Source organism: Stenotrophomonas indicatrix, assembly GCA_041545745.1.
Taxonomy (GTDB): domain Bacteria; phylum Pseudomonadota; class Gammaproteobacteria; order Xanthomonadales; family Xanthomonadaceae; genus Stenotrophomonas; species Stenotrophomonas indicatrix_A.
Map to the genome: position 1 here is coordinate 2,733,956 of CP168152.1, position 15,443 is coordinate 2,749,398.

Sequence of the window (15,443 nt, forward strand, 5' to 3'; positions counted from 1 at the left end):
CGGTCTCAGCTGCCGCTGCTGGCTTCAGGATCCTGGGCCGACGCGGTGGGCGTCGATCCAGCGCTCTGCACGACGATCTGGTTGCCGACGATGGAGACGGAAACGCCCTGCGCCGCATAGGCCGCCGTGAGATCGATCACGGCCTGCTGTGCGTTGGTGGTGTCGATCTCCGACACCGCGCCATACAGGGTGAAATCCGAACTGAGGCGATAGTCCAGCGTGCGGCCGGAATCCTTGGCCCAGCGCTCGAGCATGGCCTTCAGCGTGCGATCCATTGGCGACGCCTGATAGACGTAGCTGGAGTACAGCGGAATCTCGGTCGGAGCCGTCGCGAAACGGTTGACCGGCTTCCAGCGCCCTCCGAAGTCGGGTGCGGGCTTGGTAGCACAACCTGCCACCATCAACGCCGCCACTGCGGCGATGGACATTTTAGCGATAAACGCCTGATTCATACGGGCTTCACTTTGACGTACGAAAAAGCAGTCCCGATGTTGGTCCCCTGGTCGTCCGGCACTGCGCGATGCACGCCGGAAACGTAGCAAATGCACTGCTTAACAGCACATGGGCACGGTTCCCCTGCAGCTCGAAAGCTGCCAACCAAGTCGCGTGAAGCAACCTCATCCGAGGCCCCTTTCACGCACCCTCACCAACGTCGGAACCATCCCTGTTCCCATGGCTGAAACTCCTGGCCACTCTGAAAGCATGACGAATCACACAGATTCGCAAGCCATGCATAGATTCGCACAACCACACGTCAATTCCATGTCAGACAAATCTGAAATCTACCGACGTATGGCATTTTTTTGACGTGGCGCACTAATTCACTTCCATGAATGCGTGCATCCGTCACACTTTCAAGCCTGCAACTTAGACATCAAGCATCGGCACGTCAACCTTTGGCAGTAGTCGTGACGTGAAATAGCGGTCTTTGTAGTAGCGAATCTTGTCGCATTTGACGGGATGCGGAATGCCTTCGTACAGGAAGACCTCCTTGTCCGGCCCCATCGCCTTGAGCTCCTGCGGCAGCATCAGCGCGCGGCGCTCCTCGGTGAAGCTATGGGTCTTTTCACGTGCGTGGGTGACGTTCTTCTTGCGGATGGTGGTGTAACCCAGCATGTCCGAATAGTCGTTGGCATCCTGCTGTTCGCGCGGGGCGTACAGGATCTGCAGCGCATGGTTGGTAATGATCGTGCGCGAGACTTCACGACCATAGGTGGCATCAAGCTGCGACATGCTCTGGATGATCGGCAGCAGGCGCACGTTGTAACCGGCCATGTAGGAGACCGCCGAGGCGATGATTTCGACCTTGCCGATCGAGGTGAATTCGTCCATCAACAACAGGCACTGGTACTTCAGGTCCGGATTGGACTTGGGCAGTTCCTTGGTATTGAGGTTGATCAGCTGGCTGAAGAACAGGTTGATGATCAATCGGCTTTCGGCCAGCTTGTTGGGCTGGATGCCGATGTAGATGGTCATCTTCTTCTTGCGCACGTCGGTGAGCAGGAAGTCGTTGGTGCTGGTGGCCTTGTCCAGCACCGGGTTGATCCAGGGATTCAACGGTTCCTTGAAGGTGCCGAGGATCGAGGCGAAGGTCTCGTCGGCCTGGGACAGCATGTTGGCGAACGCCGAACGCGCGTTGCTGCTCAGGAATGGGCGCTCGGACAGGCTCTTCAGGAACTTCTTCAGGTCGCTGCCATCGCCGGAGGACAGGCGGTAGACCGCGCCCAGGGTCGGCGTACCCTGCCCGCCCGGGAAGCCGCTGCTGCGCTCGTCATCCCAGTTCTCGAACAGATACAGGGTGAAGGCGATGAAGGCATTGCGCGCCTGGCTGATCCAGAACTTCTGATCTTCCGAGCCATCGGGATAGAGCATCGCACCGATGCTCATCAGGTCCGAGACACGGAACGCCGGGTCATCGGAGACATAGCTGAGCGGGTTCCAGCGATGGGTGCGGCGATCTTCGGCAAACGGGTTGAACAGGTAGATCTCCTGCCCCTGGCTGGCGCGCCAGCCACTGGTCAGGTCGAAGTTTTCCTGTTTGATGTCCAGCACCACCAGCGATTCGCCGTACTCCAGCAGGTTCGGGATGACCACGCCGACGCCCTTGCCCGAACGGGTCGGGGCCGCCAGGATCACGAACTGCTGGCCGTCCAGGCGCACCAGCTTGCCGCCATGGCTGCCGACCACGATGCTCTGGCCGCTCTTCTTGAACATGCCGTGCTTGGCCAGATCGGCGCCGGTGGCAAAGCGCGCGTCACCGTGCAGCGAGCGCTTGTCCTTCTTCAGCAGCACGACCAGGCCGACGACGACCAGCACCAGCAGCGGCAGGCCAAAGCCGAGGTAACCGGCCCATTTGATCTTGCCCACGAACGGGGCAACCTGCGGCTGGCCGATGGCGTGGAAATACTGGTAATAGGTATTCCAGGTGAGCAGCTTGGTATCCAGACCAAGCAGCAGCAGCGTCAGGTAACCGGAAAGCACGAACCCGAGCAGCAGGGTCGCCAGCGTGATGATGGCGATGAGCAGAAACTTCTTACTGGACAACACCCGAATCCTCCATGATGCGCCCGAGGGCGCGACGGCTTAGCGGCGGCGTCGCTGCGACGCCTTCCTCCGCAGGTTGACTTCATTCTCCAGCCCGGGCTCCACGCCCTCTTCCCGCACCAGTTCCTCAAGGTACCGGCGCGCATCGGCCAACGACATCAGGTCGGTCAGACGCTCCCCATCGTCGACGATGACCGCATGGCCGACCACATCGCCGGGAGCGTACACCGGCTCGTGGGTCACCGCTACCAGACGGAAGCGGCCGCGTAGTTCCAGCTGATGGGTGTATTCCTGCATGTTTCATCTCCCTGATGGAATCCAGATGCCATTCCTGCAGCGTCCGATGATGCCTGCACGGCCGTGGTGGCGGCATGCAGACGATCCGTACGACAATACACGCTTGGGACCGGGGAGATCGCAATGGACTGGGTAGCACGCGCACGCACGCTGGCAACGGAGGCCCATGCAGGCCAGGTCGACAAGGCAGGATATCCCTACATCGGGCACGTTGGCCGGGTGGCCGCTGCCGTGCGCGGCGACGATGAAGCCGAGGCGGTGGCCTGGCTGCATGATGTGCTGGAGGACTGCCCGGCCTTCGCTGAGCGGGTGCAGGCCTTCCCAGACCCGTTGCAGCACGCGGTGCGGTTGCTCAGCAGGACGTCTGCGGCGGATGCCGCCACGTACTACACGCGGATAGCAGCGGATCCGCTCGCGCTTAAGGTCAAGCTGGCCGATATCGCCGACAACACCGATGAAACGCGGTTGGCGTCACTGGAAGCCGCCACCGCCGAGCGCCTGCGTGACAAATACCGACAAGCCCTGGCGGCGCTTGGCCAGCAGGCAGCACGGGCAGCACCACCCATCGAACACTGATTTACCCCCAGGCTGGCTGATGCCTGCTGCAATGCAGCAGTACAATGTGCCGCTTCCCCGCCCCTTTGCGCCCCCGCATGAGCCCCAATTCCCCTCTGGCCGCTCGGCTGACGCCGCGCCAGCGCACCCTCATCATCCTAGCCCTGTCGTTGGGCGGCTTCGCCATCGGCACCAGCGAATTCGCCAGCATGGGCCTGATGCTGGAGATCAGCCGCGGCCTGTCGATCAGCGAGACGCAGGTCGGCCACCTGATCAGCGCATACGCCATCGGCGTGGTGGTGGGCGCACCGATCCTGGCCTTCGTCGGCGCCAGCTTCCCGCGCCGCAAGCTGCTGCTGGCACTGATGGGGTTCTATGCCGTCGGCAATCTGGCCAGCGCATTGGCGCCGAACTACGGCACGATGCTGGTGGCGCGCTTCGTCGCTGGCCTGCCGCATGGCGCCTACTTCGGCGTGGCGATGCTGGTGGCGGCTGCGATCAGCCCGGCCGGCCAGCGCGGCCAGGCAATGTCGCGCGTACTGCTCGGCCTGTCCGTGGCCATCCTCATCGGCAATCCGCTGACCACCTGGCTGGGCCAGCAGCTGAGCTGGCGTACCGCCTTCGCCCTGGTCAGCGTGCTGGCCATCGCCACGGTGGCGATGATCGCGCGCTTCCTGCTGCCCGACCCGGATGAGGTGCGGACCTCGCCGATGCGCGAGCTGCGCGCATTCAACACCACCCAGGTTTGGCTGGCGCTGTCGATCGGCGCGGTGGGCTTTGCCGGCATGTTCTGCGTGTTCACCTACCTGGCACCGACCCTGGTGCAGGTGACCGGCGTAGCCGAATCGTGGATGCCGCTGGCGGTGGGCGTGTTCGGCATCGGCGCGATCATCGGCAACATCGCCGGCGGCTGGCTGGTCGACAAGTTCCACTTCAAGGCGGCCGCCGTGGTGCTGGCGTGGTCGATCGTGATGCTGCTGCTCTACCCGCTGGCTGCCGAATCGGTGTGGACCATCGGCCCGATGATCATCACCGTGGGTACGATGGGCGCCCTGGCCGCGGTGCTGCAGACGCGCCTTATGGACGTGGCCGGCGAAGCGCAGACCCTGGCCGCCGCCTCCAACCATGCGGCGTTCAACACCGCCAATGCGCTCGGCCCGTGGCTGGGCGGCATGGCGATCAGTGCCGGCTTCAGCCCAGCCACCACCGGTTACGTCGGTGCGGCGACTGCGGTCGGCGGCCTGCTGCTGTGGTGCGTGTCGGTGATGCTGGAGAAGAACCGCAAGGCCGCTGTCGCCGGCAGCCGCTGAAGCCGGGCAGCGGCGGACGGCGAGTCGACTGAGGCGGCAGCGTTTCGCGAGCGGCAGCCACACTGCAGGTTGACGAACACGCGGCGTAGATCCGCCTTGCTGCAGAGTTGCGTACGCCAGCTTCCGACGCGCGACACGCCCCTCATGCACCGCCAGATTTCCCCCAGCTGCCACGATGCGATTGCCCTGCGGGCCGGCGCGCTGGGCGGCGTGCTGGGCGTGGCGCTCTTCAAGGCCTTTGCGTTGTCCGCCGCAGCAGCCGGTTCGATGATGACGGTCGGGCTGTGGTTGCTGGGATGTGTGCTGCTGGCGGCCTGGGCGTTGGCGGCCTGCCTGACCTGCCTGGCCCTGAGTTGGCGCGTGTTCGTGTTGATGCTCGCACTCTCGACGGTGTTCCTGATCTGCATTGCCTGATCGGCAGTCGGCAACTCCCGAGTATCTCCATAATTGTTATTCAATAACAAGTGCTGCCAGTGGGATTGCGCGTGTGCCGGGTCACGGATTGAATGCGATGACCAGACCGGCCCCTTCCGAGCCCCCCATGCGCCTCCTGCATCCCCTATTCCGCTCCGCACTCGGTGTTCTTGCAGTCGCGTCGATCAGCGCCTGTGCTACCTATGACGATTCGGCCATGCATGCGGCCTGCCAGGAGTCGCCGCATGTGAAGGACCTGCCGCGTGAGGTTGCCGCCCGCGAAAGTCGATGCAGCAAGAGCGTCGAGGTCTGGTCGAGCGAGCGCAAGGGCAGTGACCAGCCGCTGGATCTGAGCGGCAAGAAGAAGGACCTCTGAAAGAGGGCGGCGCAGCCCTGCGCGGGCTGCGCCTGGCCTCAGGTGGGGGGCAGCCCGCAGATGATGACGCGCGGCTGGGTGCGTCGATGCTGATGGCGTCGATGGTGGCCGCCTACGAACAGGGGCTGCGCGCTTTCTCGCTCGGCGGCGATCCGCAGCAGGCGATGGTGCCGCTGATCGTGCGCGGCGCCACCGGCGTGCTGGTGGCATTGGCCGGTATGCCGTCATAACCCAACCGGGGGATGGGCACCGGCTCATTGCAAATGCTAATCTTTCTCATTTGCAGACAAGCCCGATACCCCCATGCCCCTCTTCCTGCCCCGACACAGCATTCTGTGCCTGGCCACGACACTGGCTTTCGCCACCCCCGGATACGCCGCCGACGCCCCGCCCAGCCGCGTGCAGGAGCTGGACAAGGTGGAGGTGCGTGGCCGCGCTCAGACGCTGTACCGGGTAGATGATGCCGCTGTCGCCACCCGTACCGATACACCGCTGGAACTCGTGCCGCAGTCCATCCAGGTGCTGCCGCGCGAGCTGATCGACGACCAGGCGGCACGCCAGGTGACCGATCTCTATCGCAGCATCAGCGGCATCAGCTACTTCAGCTATGCCGGGGTGACCCTGCGTGGGTTCCGCCAGGAGAACGTGCTGTATGACGGGTTGCGTGGCGACCCCTATGCCGGCTTCTCGGTGCCACAGCTGTTCAACATCGAGCGGGTGGAGGTGCTGAAGGGGCCGGCGGGTGCGTTGTACGGTGGTGGCGATGCTGGTGGCGTCATCAATTATGTAACCCGCAAGCCGAAGGCCATTGCAGAGCGCCGCATCGAGCTGCAGGTGGGAAACAGGGATTTCCGCGCCGGTTCGATCGAAGGGACCGGGCCGTTGAACGCAGCCGGCACGGTGCGCTACCGCGCCGGCCTGTATGGCGACAGCGAACAAGGCGTGCGCTGGAACACACACAGTGAAAGCGTGATTGGTGATGCCTCGCTGGCGTTCGACGTGGGCGACACCGGCGAGCTGACGCTGCAGTTCACCGACATCACCCAGAACCTCGGCGGCAACCGCCTGCGCGGTGTGCCGGTCGATGACAACGGCAATTTCCTGACCGACCGCCGCTGGAACCACAACGAAGCCAGCGACTTCCTGGACATGCGTGCCAAGGTGGCGCTGGCGCAGTACCGCTTCGCGCCGCACGACGACCTGGACGTGGACGTCGCCGCACGCTGGTTCAGCAACAACGAGCACCAGATGTACCACGAGCCGATGGGCCTGATCGACCGCGACCGCGACGGCGTGGCCGAATGGATGACCCGGCAGCTGCGCAACCAGATCCGCGACAACGAGGCGTTCACCGCCAACGCCAATGCGGTATGGCGGATGAGCACCGGTGCGATCGAACATAAGGTGCTGTTCGGTGCGGACGTGTACCAGCTGGATGCGGATTTCACCGCACAGACCGCCAACAGCGCCGACCTCACCCGCGGCGCAGGCCCGGTGCGTGGCATCGACCTGTTCAATCCGGTGTATGGCGCCAGCACCTGGCACGATTACAACCTGTCCACCCTGCCCTGGCGCAGCACCAGCACGCGCAGCAAGCGCTATGGCGGTTACCTGCAGGACGAGCTGGCCTTGACCCCACGCTGGCACGTGCTGGCCGGCCTGCGCTGGGATGGGTTCAGGGATGATGACCGCATCGCCGGCAGCAGCGTGGATGGCAACGACATCAGCTGGCGGCTGGGCAGTACCTTCACCGTGCGCGATGGTCTGAATCTGTATGCCAACGTGGCCAGCGGCTTCGTACCGCAGTCAGCAGCAAACCAGGATTCCGCCGCAGGCGGCCCGTTCGATGCCGAGCGCAGCAGGCAATGGGAAGTGGGCATGAAATCGCTGCTGGCCGAGCGCGTGAGCCTGAACCTGGCGGCCTACCGCATCGACCGCAGCAACATCGTGCAGGCCACTGGCGAGGTCATCAATGGGCTGAACCAGCTGGCGGCGCTGGGCCTGGTGCGCAGCACCGGCATGGAACTGGATCTTCTGGCCGATGTGACCGAGCGCTGGGTGCTGAACCTGACCTACGCCTACAACGACGCGCGGGTGAAGGACGCGGGCCCCAATGGCATCACCAATGCCTCTGGCGATCGCTTCGCCAATGCACCGCGCAACAAGCTGGGCCTGTGGACGCGCTACGACCTGCCGGCGATCCACTCGGCCATTGGCTTCGGTGCCGACTACGTGGATGAGCGCATCAGCCTGGATGGCCAACGGGTGAAGCCGTACGCGGTGTTCGACATGAGCTGGAAAACCACGTGGAAGCAGTGGCAGTTCCAGGCCAACATCAAGAACCTGTTCGACAAGGTGTATGCCGCCAGCGGATTCATCGAGCGCAACGGCCATTTCCCGGGCGAGCCGCGCCGGGTATATGTGCAGGCCGGTTACAGCTTCTAGGCCAGCGCTGCAGAGCAACGCGACGGGGAAGTGGCATGGCCACTTCCCCGACCGGCGTCAGCCCGAGCAGGACACCAGCATCGAGCGCGTGGCCATCTGGGTGGATGTGAAGCCGTTCTTGTTGCCGACCGCGATGGCGTTGCCCCCGTCGCCATCCTTGCTGAAGACCACGTAGCCACCGGGGCACATCTGCCCGGCTTTCTCGTAGCAACCGCTCCAGGAACTGGAGCCGCTGCAGTCGATGGAAACGCCTCGGCGGCCGTCGGGAGTGACGGTCATCTTGGCGGTGGTGCAGCCGGTCAGCGTGGCGAGGAACAGCAGCGGAACGAACAACTTCATGGTGACTCCAGGGATGGGAACTGCGAAGGGCGCCAAGGCTGGAGCGCCGGGATTGCGTGAACCTTGCGCCGTACCCTCGGTTTCATCGCGCCCCGCCATGGCCTTCCGGCAGATGCGGAGGCACGCCATGTTCACGCAATGTTCCTGTAATACGGTGCCGGCGCGTGCCGAACCGCCCTCTGCGGCCCCCTCCTGCCCAAGCCCTGCTGATGCACATCCTGTTGATCGAAGACGAAGCCGAACTGGCCGCCACCCTCAAGTCTGCCCTGCAGCGCGAGCGCTACGTGGTGGACCTGGCCAATACCCTGGCACTCGCCCGGGAGGCAGCCCTGTGCGGCCTGCACGATCTGGTGCTGCTGGACCGCACCCTGCCCGATGGCGATGGCCTGGCGTTGATTTCCCTGCTGCGTGAGCGCAATCCCGGGGTGCCGATCATCGTGCTGAGCGCGCTGGGCCAGCTGCCGGACCGGATTGCCGGCCTGGATGAAGGCGCCGATGACTACTTGGCCAAACCCTTCGCGCTGGAGGAACTGTTCGCACGGATCCGTGCTGCGGGCCGTCGCCCAAGCGGATTGCAGGTGGAGTCCATCAGCATCGGCCGATTGGTGTTCGACCCCGCCTCGGGCGAGGCCAGTGTGGGCGGCCAGCGGCTGGAGCTGCCGCGGCGCGAGATCCGGGTGCTGGCCGCCCTCGCACGGCGCCTGGGCCGCACCGTGCTGCGCGAATCCATCGAGATGGCGGTTTATGGCTTCGACGACGGCATCCATTCCAACACCCTGGATTCGCACGTCTCGCGCCTGCGCCGCAAGCTGGCCGATGCAGATGCATGCGTGGAGATCCACGCCATTCGCGGGGTTGGCTATCTGATGCGGGAAAGCAAGTGAAGGCGCGTCGACCGTCGTTGAAGCGCCCGCTGATCGTCAAGACGCTGATCTACCAGTTGCTGGCCCTGCTGGTGGCGTTCTTCGCCCTGTTGATGGTGTTGGTCCGTGCCGACAGCGGTGGCTACTACACCATCCAGACCTTCGCGCCGGTGGCCGCCGAGGCGGTGCACCGCGACCGCAATGGCGAACTGTACGTGCAGCACACGCCGGAGCTGGCCGAACTGCTGAAGATCGTCCCCGGTGCCTGGTTCATCGCCGAGGACGAGCATGGGCACCACGTCACCTTCGGTCATGTGCCACCGGCCTATGCCTCGCTGGTCGGCGCCCTCGATGGCATTCCCTATGGCGACCTGCGCGGGCGCGATCGCAGCGATGGCCTGGCGGTGGTGGTACGGCAGCACAGTGGGCCGGCCGGCAATCTGACCATCATGGCCCATGGTGAAACCGATTCGCTGACCATGCAGATGGCGTTGGCCGCGCACATCATCACCCTGCCGATCTTCCTGCTGCTGGCACTGGCCACCATCATCCTGACCCCGATCATCGTGCGGCGGGCACTGGCCGGTGTCGAGCGCATCGCGCAGGAAGCCCGCAACATTTCCGCCAGCCGTCGCGGCATCCGCCTGACTGAAACCGCCGTGCCGGTGGAGATCGCGCCGCTGGTGACCGCCGTCAACGATGCATTGGGCCGGTTGGATGAAGGACACGAGCGGCAACGCCGTTTCATCGCCGCAGCGGCGCATGAGTTGCGCACGCCGATCGCGATCCTGCGGGTAAAGATCGATGCCGCTGATGATTCGACTTCGCGCAGCCTGGCCGTGGAAGTCGCGCGTCTGGCGACGCTGGCCGAGCAGCTGCTGGACCTGCATCGCATGGAAGAGGACGGCCCGAAGGAAACCCTCAATCTGGCCCGGGTGGCCAAACGGGTGGCGGCCGACCTGGCACCGCTGCTGATCCAGTCGGACAAGACGGTGGCGGTGGCGGTGGAATCACACTTCCCGGTGCTGGGTGAGGCTGGCGCGGTCGAACGGGTGATCTCCAACCTGGTGTTGAATGCCGCCGAGCACGGTGGCCGCCAGATCATCGTGCGGGTGCAGGGCAGCTGCCTGGAAGTGGAAGACGATGGCCCCGGCATTCCGGTGGACCAGCGCGAGCGCGTGTTCGAGCCTTTCCAGCGGCTGCGTCCCCGCCAGACCGGCGCAGGCCTGGGACTGAACCTGGTGCGGCAGGTGATCGACCGTCACGGTGGTCACGTCACGATTCTGGATGCCGCCGGTGGTGGCGCGCTGATCCGCGTCGAGTTCCCGCAGCATCCGGGCGTAACCTCAGCGCCACCGCTAGAGCACTGAAGGCGCCCACACATCCGTGACTGCCGCCTGTCCATGCGCAGCAGACAGCGGCGGAAGGCAAGGTTGCGGCAATGTTCGCTGCGCAGCATCGGATCGATGGCGTCTGCGGTGCCATCGCGTTCCGTCCTGACAGGAAGCCTGCACGTGACCGAAGGAGTTCCTCCCCCCTCCTCTTCTGCCCGATTCCGCGCGACACCGGCTACATCCGGTTTGACCGCAGCTGCCTGGAATCGGCGTTCGCGCGCTGATCGATTGCGCGCGCTGCCGCATTGGCCGCAGTGGCTACGCGTGATACCCGCAACGAAACGCCCGGACGTGCTGGTGCGTGTGTTTGCCGTGTTGTTCCTGCTGCTGCCGGGCAGTGCGCTGGTGATCTCGACGCAACGCCATGCGCACGCAGCCATGGCCGGTGCAGTGCTGTTCTTTGTAGTCGTGCATGGCGCGCTGCACGCGCTGTCCGCATGGCGATCAAGCACATCGCGGCTGCTCCCCGCACCTCTGCGTTACATCGACAGGCATGCGGCATTGGCGATGCTGGGTAGCGCGTGGGTACCCTTGGCTATGCAAGGCGTACACGCGCAGACGACCAGCACGCTCTCTGTCGTCGGGCTGGTGATCGGCGGCCTATGTCAGCTTTGCAGCGTGCGCGTGACAGCCGACCGCCTGCGCAACGTGCTGCTGGTGCTGGGCAGCGCCTTGCAGTTCATCGCCGTAGCGCTTCTCAGCAGCATGGCCGCGGGCTGACAACCACAGCACCGCCGCAAGGTTCACGCAATCCAGCACATCGAGACTCGACGGCCATCCACGCCCGGCACCCGGCGCGTGCATCCCTACTGCCGCGAGGACCACCGATGACCTATCCCCTCTGGATGCCGTGCCGATGAGCACCGCACCGCGCAAGCACCGCCGACTGCTGATCATCGCTGGTGCCGTACTGTGCACTGCCATTGCCGCGTGGCTCTGGCTGCGACCCGCTCCGCCGCCACCACTGCAGCTCGCGCCCGTGGTAAGTGGAAACATCGAACAGGTGGTGGAAGCCACCGGCACCCTGAAGCCATCGCGATTGGTGAGCGTGGGCGCGCAGGTCTCCGGTCGTATCGAAACACTGCACGTGAAGCTGGGCGACAAGGTGAAGGCCGGTGACCCGATTGCCGACATCGATTCCCGTACCCAACGCAATGCGCTGCTGAGTGCGCAGGCGGCACAGCGCACCGCACGCGCCAATCGCGATGCACTGGCCACCGATCTGCGCCAGTACGAACTGACCCTGCGGCGGCAACAGCAACTGCTGGCATCGCAACTGGTGGCACGTGCCGACTTCGATGCTGCAAAGGCCAAGGTGGATGCAACCCGCGAACAGATCACCGCACTGGACGGTGAGATCGTGCAGCGGCAGACCGACGTGGACATCGCGCAGACCAACCTGGAGTACACCCGCATCACCGCCCCCACCGACGGCACGGTGCTGGCGGTCGTCGCCCGCCAGGGCCAGACGGTGAATGCGGTACAGAGCGCACCGACCATCGTCATGCTGGGCAACCAGGACGTGATGACCGTCTACGCCGAAATCTCCGAAGCCGATGTTGTGCACACCACGGTCGGCCAGGAAGCCTTCTTCACCATCCTTGGCGACGCGGGCCGCCGCTACAGCAGCACCCTGCGTGACATCGCGCCAGCGCCCGAATCGATCACCAACGAAGATACGTCCAGCCTCGCGTCGCCAGCGCTTTCCGGTGGCAGCCGTTCGGCCATGTACTACAACGGCCAGTTCGACGTGGACAACGCCGACGGCCGCCTGCGCAGCTACATGACCGCGCAGGTGCGCATCGTACTCGGCCGTGCCCACAGCGTGCTGACCATTCCGTCAGCCGCCTTGGGCGCACGGGCCAGCGATGGCAGCTACACCGTGCAGGTGCGTGGCGCAGACGGACGCGCCGTGGCGCGGCGTATCACCATCGGACTGGATGACCAGATCCAGGTGGAAGTGCGCAGCGGCTTGAAGGAAGGCGAGCAGGTCGTGTTGGCTCAAGCCAGCGACGAAGCCGCCACCGCGCCCAAGCAGCCCCGATGAGCGCAGCCATGAGCGAGCCACTGCTGAGCGTGCGTGGGGTGCGCCGTGAATTCGCCGCCGGTGAACAGACCCTGGTGGTACTGGACGGTGTGGACCTGGACATCCATGCCGGTGAACTGGTGGCCATCGTAGGCCAGTCGGGCTCTGGCAAGTCCACGCTGATGAACATCCTCGGCTGCCTTGATCGGCCCTCTGCGGGCGCGTACGAGATTGCGGGACGCCAGACCGCGCAGATGTCGCCGGATGAGCTGGCCGAACTGCGTAGAGAACACTTCGGCTTCATCTTCCAACGCTACCACCTGCTGACCGATCTGACCGCGCTGAGCAATGTGGAAGTGCCAGCGATCTACGCCGGCATGCCCGCCGCTGAGCGCCACGCACGGGCTGCTGAACTGCTGGCGCGGCTGGGCCTGGGTGAGCGCATGCAGCATCTGCCCGGCGAGCTGTCGGGTGGCCAGCAGCAGCGCGTGTCGATTGCCCGCGCACTGATGAATGGTGGCGCGGTGATCTTCGCTGACGAACCTACCGGCGCGCTGGATACACAGTCGGGCAAGGAAGTGATGAAGATCCTCGGCGAACTGCATGCCGAAGGCCACACGGTGGTGCTGGTGACCCATGACATGGCCGTGGCCGAGCACGCTCAGCGCATCATCGAAATCCGCGATGGGCGGATTGTCGATGACCGTGCCACGGCTACTGCGTCGGCAGCGGGCGTGGCACCGTCCGCTCTGCCGCAACGCGGAGATGGCAGCGGCTGGCAGGCCGTGCGCGATCGCTTCGCCGAGGCCTTCCGCATGGCCCTGCGCGCCATGAATGCACACCGCATGCGCACCTTCCTGACCATGCTCGGCATCATCATCGGCATCGCCTCGGTGGTGTCGGTGGTCGCGCTGGGTACCGGTGCGCGGCAGGCCATCCTGTCCAATATCTCCTCGCTGGGCACCAGCACCATCGAGATCTATCCCGGCTCAGGCTTTGGCGATCTGCACGCGGCGCGGGTAGAGACCCTTACTCCGGGCGACAGCGCAGCCCTCGCCGGGCAACCGTTCGTGGACAGTGCCACCCCTGGCGTAGCCAGCACGGGTACCGCCCTGCGCGGCAACCGCTCGGCCAGCGTGCAGGTGCAGGGTGTGAGCGAACAGTACTTCCGCGTGCATGGATTGAAGCTGGGGGAAGGCGCCTTCTTCGGCACACCGGGTGTGGCTGGCTACCAGCAGGTGGCCATCATCGATGCCAACACCCGCGCGCGCTTCTTCGCCGCCGCCGAGAACCCCATCGGGCAGACCCTGCTGCTGGGCAACGTGCCGGTGCGCGTGGTCGGCGTGGTGAAGAAGGACGCTGGCGCGGCCGGCGACACCTCGCTGCTACGGGTGTGGATGCCCTACACCACGGCCATGGCGCGGATGCTGGGCCAGAGCCATGTGTCCAGCATCACCGTGCGCGTATCCGATGCGATCAGCATGGAAGCGGCCGAGCAGGCCATTGCACGCTTGCTGATGCGCCGCCACGGCAGTACCGACTTCTACATGAGCAACAACGCGCAGATCCGCCAGTCCATCGAACAGACCACCGGCATCCTCACCATGATGATCAGCTCAATCGCGGCCATCGCCCTGATCGTAGGTGGCATCGGGGTGATGAACATCATGCTGGTGTCTGTCACCGAGCGCACCCGTGAGATCGGCGTACGCATGGCCGTGGGCGCGCGCCGCAGCGACATCCTGCAGCAGTTCCTGATCGAGTCGGTGCTGGTATGTCTGCTCGGCGGCGTGCTGGGCATTGGCGTGGCGTTGCTGCTGGGCGCAGTGCTGGCACTGGCCGACGTGGGCTTCAGCCTGGTGTTCTCGGCGAACTCGATCATTGCGGCGTTCGCATGTTCCAGCCTGATCGGTATCGGCTTCGGCTTCCTGCCTGCGCGTCGCGCGGCGCAGCTGGATCCGGTGGAAGCGCTGGTCCGGTAGGCGCTGCAATTGCCTGCAGTGACGGCAGGTTCGCGCAATGTCTGCGGTGTGTACTGCAGCTACCGACGATGTCCGCACAGGAGCTGGACGATGTTTCTGAAAACAGGAAAAACTGCGCTGCTGCTGGCAGCAGCCACACAACTGCTGGTGCTGATGCCCTACTCCGGCGATGCCCATGCGCAGCGTGGCGACCGCTACAACCCGCAATGGAACCAGGACTATCGTGATCGTGATCGCGATGACTGGCAGCGCCGAGAACGGGAGCGGGAACGTGAGCGCCGACACGACGCCAAGACCACAGGCGTGGTGGTGGGCGTAGTGGGTGCCGCCGTGGTGGCCGGCGTGATCGCGGCGGCGGCAAAGCGCGAACGCGAGACCCGCGAGCGCGCCGACTACTGCATGAACCGCTACGGCAACTACGACCGCCGTACCGACAGCTATCGCGACCGAGATGGCTACACCTACCCCTGCCGCTGACTCGACTTCTTCAAGGACCAAATGCAATGCATATGAAAAAGACCGCCATGCTGATCGCGCTGTGCGCTACCCCGCTGATTGCACAGGCCGCGCCCGCCGACCCGAAACAGGCTTATATCGATTCCACGTTCACCGCGATGGACAGCAACAAGGATGGTCGCGTCGACAAGGGCGAGTTCAGCGCCTATCAGCAGGCGCGCTTCAGCAAGCAGGCTGACTCGATCGATGCCGCGTTCGCTGCGATGGACAAGAACAAGGACGGGAAGATCAGCAAGGAAGAAGCGACCGTGGTGCCGGAGATCGCGAAGTACTTCACGGGGCTGGATACCGACGGTGACGGCTACCTGTCGCTGAAGGAAATGCAGCAGGCCATGGTGGCTGCGCAGACGGCGGACGCACCGGGCAAGTGACTGATGCGGGG

Annotated in this window: 17 protein-coding genes; 13 read left to right on the top strand and 4 right to left on the bottom strand. The window is 64.7% G+C overall.

The annotated features are described in order from the left end of the window. Positions 1-5: 5 nt before the first annotated feature. The 3 genes from ACEF39_RS12530 to ACEF39_RS12540 form a co-directional block, all read right to left on the bottom strand. Positions 6-452: a hypothetical protein gene (locus ACEF39_RS12530; RefSeq protein WP_025878721.1), complete on the bottom strand. Its 447-nt coding sequence runs from the start codon at positions 450-452 to the stop codon at positions 6-8. 415 nt (positions 453-867) lie between these two features. Next, positions 868-2,547, bottom strand: a complete 1,680-nt coding sequence (locus tag ACEF39_RS12535) for a type IV secretory system conjugative DNA transfer family protein (RefSeq protein ID WP_500285282.1) — start codon at positions 2,545-2,547, stop codon at positions 868-870. A 36-nt stretch (positions 2,548-2,583) separates the two neighbouring features. Then, positions 2,584-2,841: a hypothetical protein gene (locus ACEF39_RS12540; protein WP_223495500.1), complete on the bottom strand. Its 258-nt coding sequence runs from the start codon at positions 2,839-2,841 to the stop codon at positions 2,584-2,586. A 123-nt stretch (positions 2,842-2,964) separates the two neighbouring features. On the opposite strand from ACEF39_RS12540, the gene ACEF39_RS12545 reads away from it, so the two are divergent. From ACEF39_RS12545 to ACEF39_RS12570, 6 genes are all read left to right on the top strand, one after another. Beyond that, positions 2,965-3,417, top strand: coding sequence for a phosphohydrolase (locus tag ACEF39_RS12545; protein ID WP_500285283.1), 453 nt, complete (start codon positions 2,965-2,967; stop codon positions 3,415-3,417). Between the two features lie 77 nt (positions 3,418-3,494). Beyond that, positions 3,495-4,706 carry an MFS transporter gene (locus tag ACEF39_RS12550; protein ID WP_500285284.1) on the top strand — a complete coding sequence of 404 codons (1,212 nt, stop codon included), beginning with the start codon at positions 3,495-3,497 and terminating at the stop codon, positions 4,704-4,706. A gap of 144 nt (positions 4,707-4,850) precedes the next feature. Continuing rightward, a complete protein-coding gene (locus ACEF39_RS12555; protein WP_500285285.1) occupies positions 4,851-5,120 on the top strand; it encodes a hypothetical protein in 270 nt (89 codons plus the stop codon). A gap of 127 nt (positions 5,121-5,247) precedes the next feature. Then, positions 5,248-5,496, top strand: a complete 249-nt coding sequence (locus tag ACEF39_RS12560; protein WP_500285286.1) for a hypothetical protein — start codon at positions 5,248-5,250, stop codon at positions 5,494-5,496. 86 nt (positions 5,497-5,582) lie between these two features. Next, positions 5,583-5,726, top strand: a complete 144-nt coding sequence (locus ACEF39_RS12565) for a hypothetical protein (RefSeq protein WP_500285287.1) — start codon at positions 5,583-5,585, stop codon at positions 5,724-5,726. A 73-nt stretch (positions 5,727-5,799) separates the two neighbouring features. Beyond that, positions 5,800-7,941 carry a TonB-dependent siderophore receptor gene (locus tag ACEF39_RS12570; RefSeq protein WP_500285288.1) on the top strand — a complete coding sequence of 714 codons (2,142 nt, stop codon included), beginning with the start codon at positions 5,800-5,802 and terminating at the stop codon, positions 7,939-7,941. Positions 7,942-7,998: 57 nt separating this feature from the next. Here ACEF39_RS12570 and ACEF39_RS12575 read toward each other — a convergent pair whose 3' ends face one another. Beyond that, complete coding sequence (locus ACEF39_RS12575) at positions 7,999-8,280, bottom strand: hypothetical protein (protein WP_500285289.1); 282 nt, start codon at positions 8,278-8,280, stop codon at positions 7,999-8,001. 209 nt (positions 8,281-8,489) lie between these two features. Here ACEF39_RS12575 and ACEF39_RS12580 point away from each other — a divergent pair, with 209 nt between their 5' ends. The 7 genes from ACEF39_RS12580 to ACEF39_RS12610 all read left to right on the top strand — a co-directional run bounded on the left by ACEF39_RS12580 (position 8,490) and on the right by ACEF39_RS12610 (position 15,432). Continuing rightward, entirely contained in the window at positions 8,490-9,164 is a 675-nt protein-coding gene (locus ACEF39_RS12580) for a response regulator transcription factor (protein ID WP_500285290.1), read from the top strand. Beyond that, positions 9,161-10,513, top strand: coding sequence for a sensor histidine kinase (locus ACEF39_RS12585; RefSeq protein WP_500285291.1), 1,353 nt, complete (start codon positions 9,161-9,163; stop codon positions 10,511-10,513). Before ACEF39_RS12580 ends, ACEF39_RS12585 begins: the two co-directional genes overlap by 4 nt. 336 nt (positions 10,514-10,849) lie before the next feature. Further along, a complete protein-coding gene (locus ACEF39_RS12590; RefSeq protein ID WP_500288019.1) occupies positions 10,850-11,257 on the top strand; it encodes a hypothetical protein in 408 nt (135 codons plus the stop codon). Between the two features lie 136 nt (positions 11,258-11,393). Next, positions 11,394-12,584, top strand: a complete 1,191-nt coding sequence (locus tag ACEF39_RS12595) for an efflux RND transporter periplasmic adaptor subunit (protein ID WP_500285292.1) — start codon at positions 11,394-11,396, stop codon at positions 12,582-12,584. An 8-nt stretch (positions 12,585-12,592) separates the two neighbouring features. Beyond that, a complete protein-coding gene (locus ACEF39_RS12600; RefSeq protein ID WP_500285293.1) occupies positions 12,593-14,545 on the top strand; it encodes a MacB family efflux pump subunit in 1,953 nt (650 codons plus the stop codon). A 90-nt stretch (positions 14,546-14,635) separates the two neighbouring features. Continuing rightward, positions 14,636-15,022 (top strand): hypothetical protein, encoded by a 387-nt coding sequence (locus ACEF39_RS12605; RefSeq protein ID WP_500285294.1) that lies wholly within the window; start codon positions 14,636-14,638, stop codon positions 15,020-15,022. Positions 15,023-15,054: 32 nt separating this feature from the next. Continuing rightward, entirely contained in the window at positions 15,055-15,432 is a 378-nt protein-coding gene (locus tag ACEF39_RS12610) for an EF-hand domain-containing protein (RefSeq protein ID WP_500288020.1), read from the top strand. Positions 15,433-15,443 lie beyond the last annotated feature (11 nt).

Excerpts from the sequence above, each read along its gene's own strand:
- ACEF39_RS12530 (WP_025878721.1), bottom strand. The coding sequence starts at position 452 with ATGAATCAGGCGTTTATCGCTAAAATGTCCATCGCCGCAGTGGCGGCG.
- ACEF39_RS12540 (WP_223495500.1), bottom strand. The coding sequence starts at position 2,841 with ATGCAGGAATACACCCATCAGCTGGAACTACGCGGCCGCTTCCGTCTG.
- ACEF39_RS12545 (WP_500285283.1), top strand. The coding sequence starts at position 2,965 with ATGGACTGGGTAGCACGCGCACGCACGCTGGCAACGGAGGCCCATGCA.
- ACEF39_RS12550 (WP_500285284.1), top strand. The coding sequence starts at position 3,495 with ATGAGCCCCAATTCCCCTCTGGCCGCTCGGCTGACGCCGCGCCAGCGC.
- ACEF39_RS12555 (WP_500285285.1), top strand. The coding sequence starts at position 4,851 with ATGCACCGCCAGATTTCCCCCAGCTGCCACGATGCGATTGCCCTGCGG.
- ACEF39_RS12560 (WP_500285286.1), top strand. The coding sequence starts at position 5,248 with ATGCGCCTCCTGCATCCCCTATTCCGCTCCGCACTCGGTGTTCTTGCA.
- ACEF39_RS12565 (WP_500285287.1), top strand. The coding sequence starts at position 5,583 with ATGCTGATGGCGTCGATGGTGGCCGCCTACGAACAGGGGCTGCGCGCT.
- ACEF39_RS12570 (WP_500285288.1), top strand. The coding sequence starts at position 5,800 with ATGCCCCTCTTCCTGCCCCGACACAGCATTCTGTGCCTGGCCACGACA.
- ACEF39_RS12575 (WP_500285289.1), bottom strand. The coding sequence starts at position 8,280 with ATGAAGTTGTTCGTTCCGCTGCTGTTCCTCGCCACGCTGACCGGCTGC.
- ACEF39_RS12580 (WP_500285290.1), top strand. The coding sequence starts at position 8,490 with ATGCACATCCTGTTGATCGAAGACGAAGCCGAACTGGCCGCCACCCTC.
- ACEF39_RS12595 (WP_500285292.1), top strand. The coding sequence starts at position 11,394 with ATGAGCACCGCACCGCGCAAGCACCGCCGACTGCTGATCATCGCTGGT.
- ACEF39_RS12600 (WP_500285293.1), top strand. The coding sequence starts at position 12,593 with ATGAGCGAGCCACTGCTGAGCGTGCGTGGGGTGCGCCGTGAATTCGCC.
- ACEF39_RS12605 (WP_500285294.1), top strand. The coding sequence starts at position 14,636 with ATGTTTCTGAAAACAGGAAAAACTGCGCTGCTGCTGGCAGCAGCCACA.
- ACEF39_RS12610 (WP_500288020.1), top strand. The coding sequence starts at position 15,055 with ATGAAAAAGACCGCCATGCTGATCGCGCTGTGCGCTACCCCGCTGATT.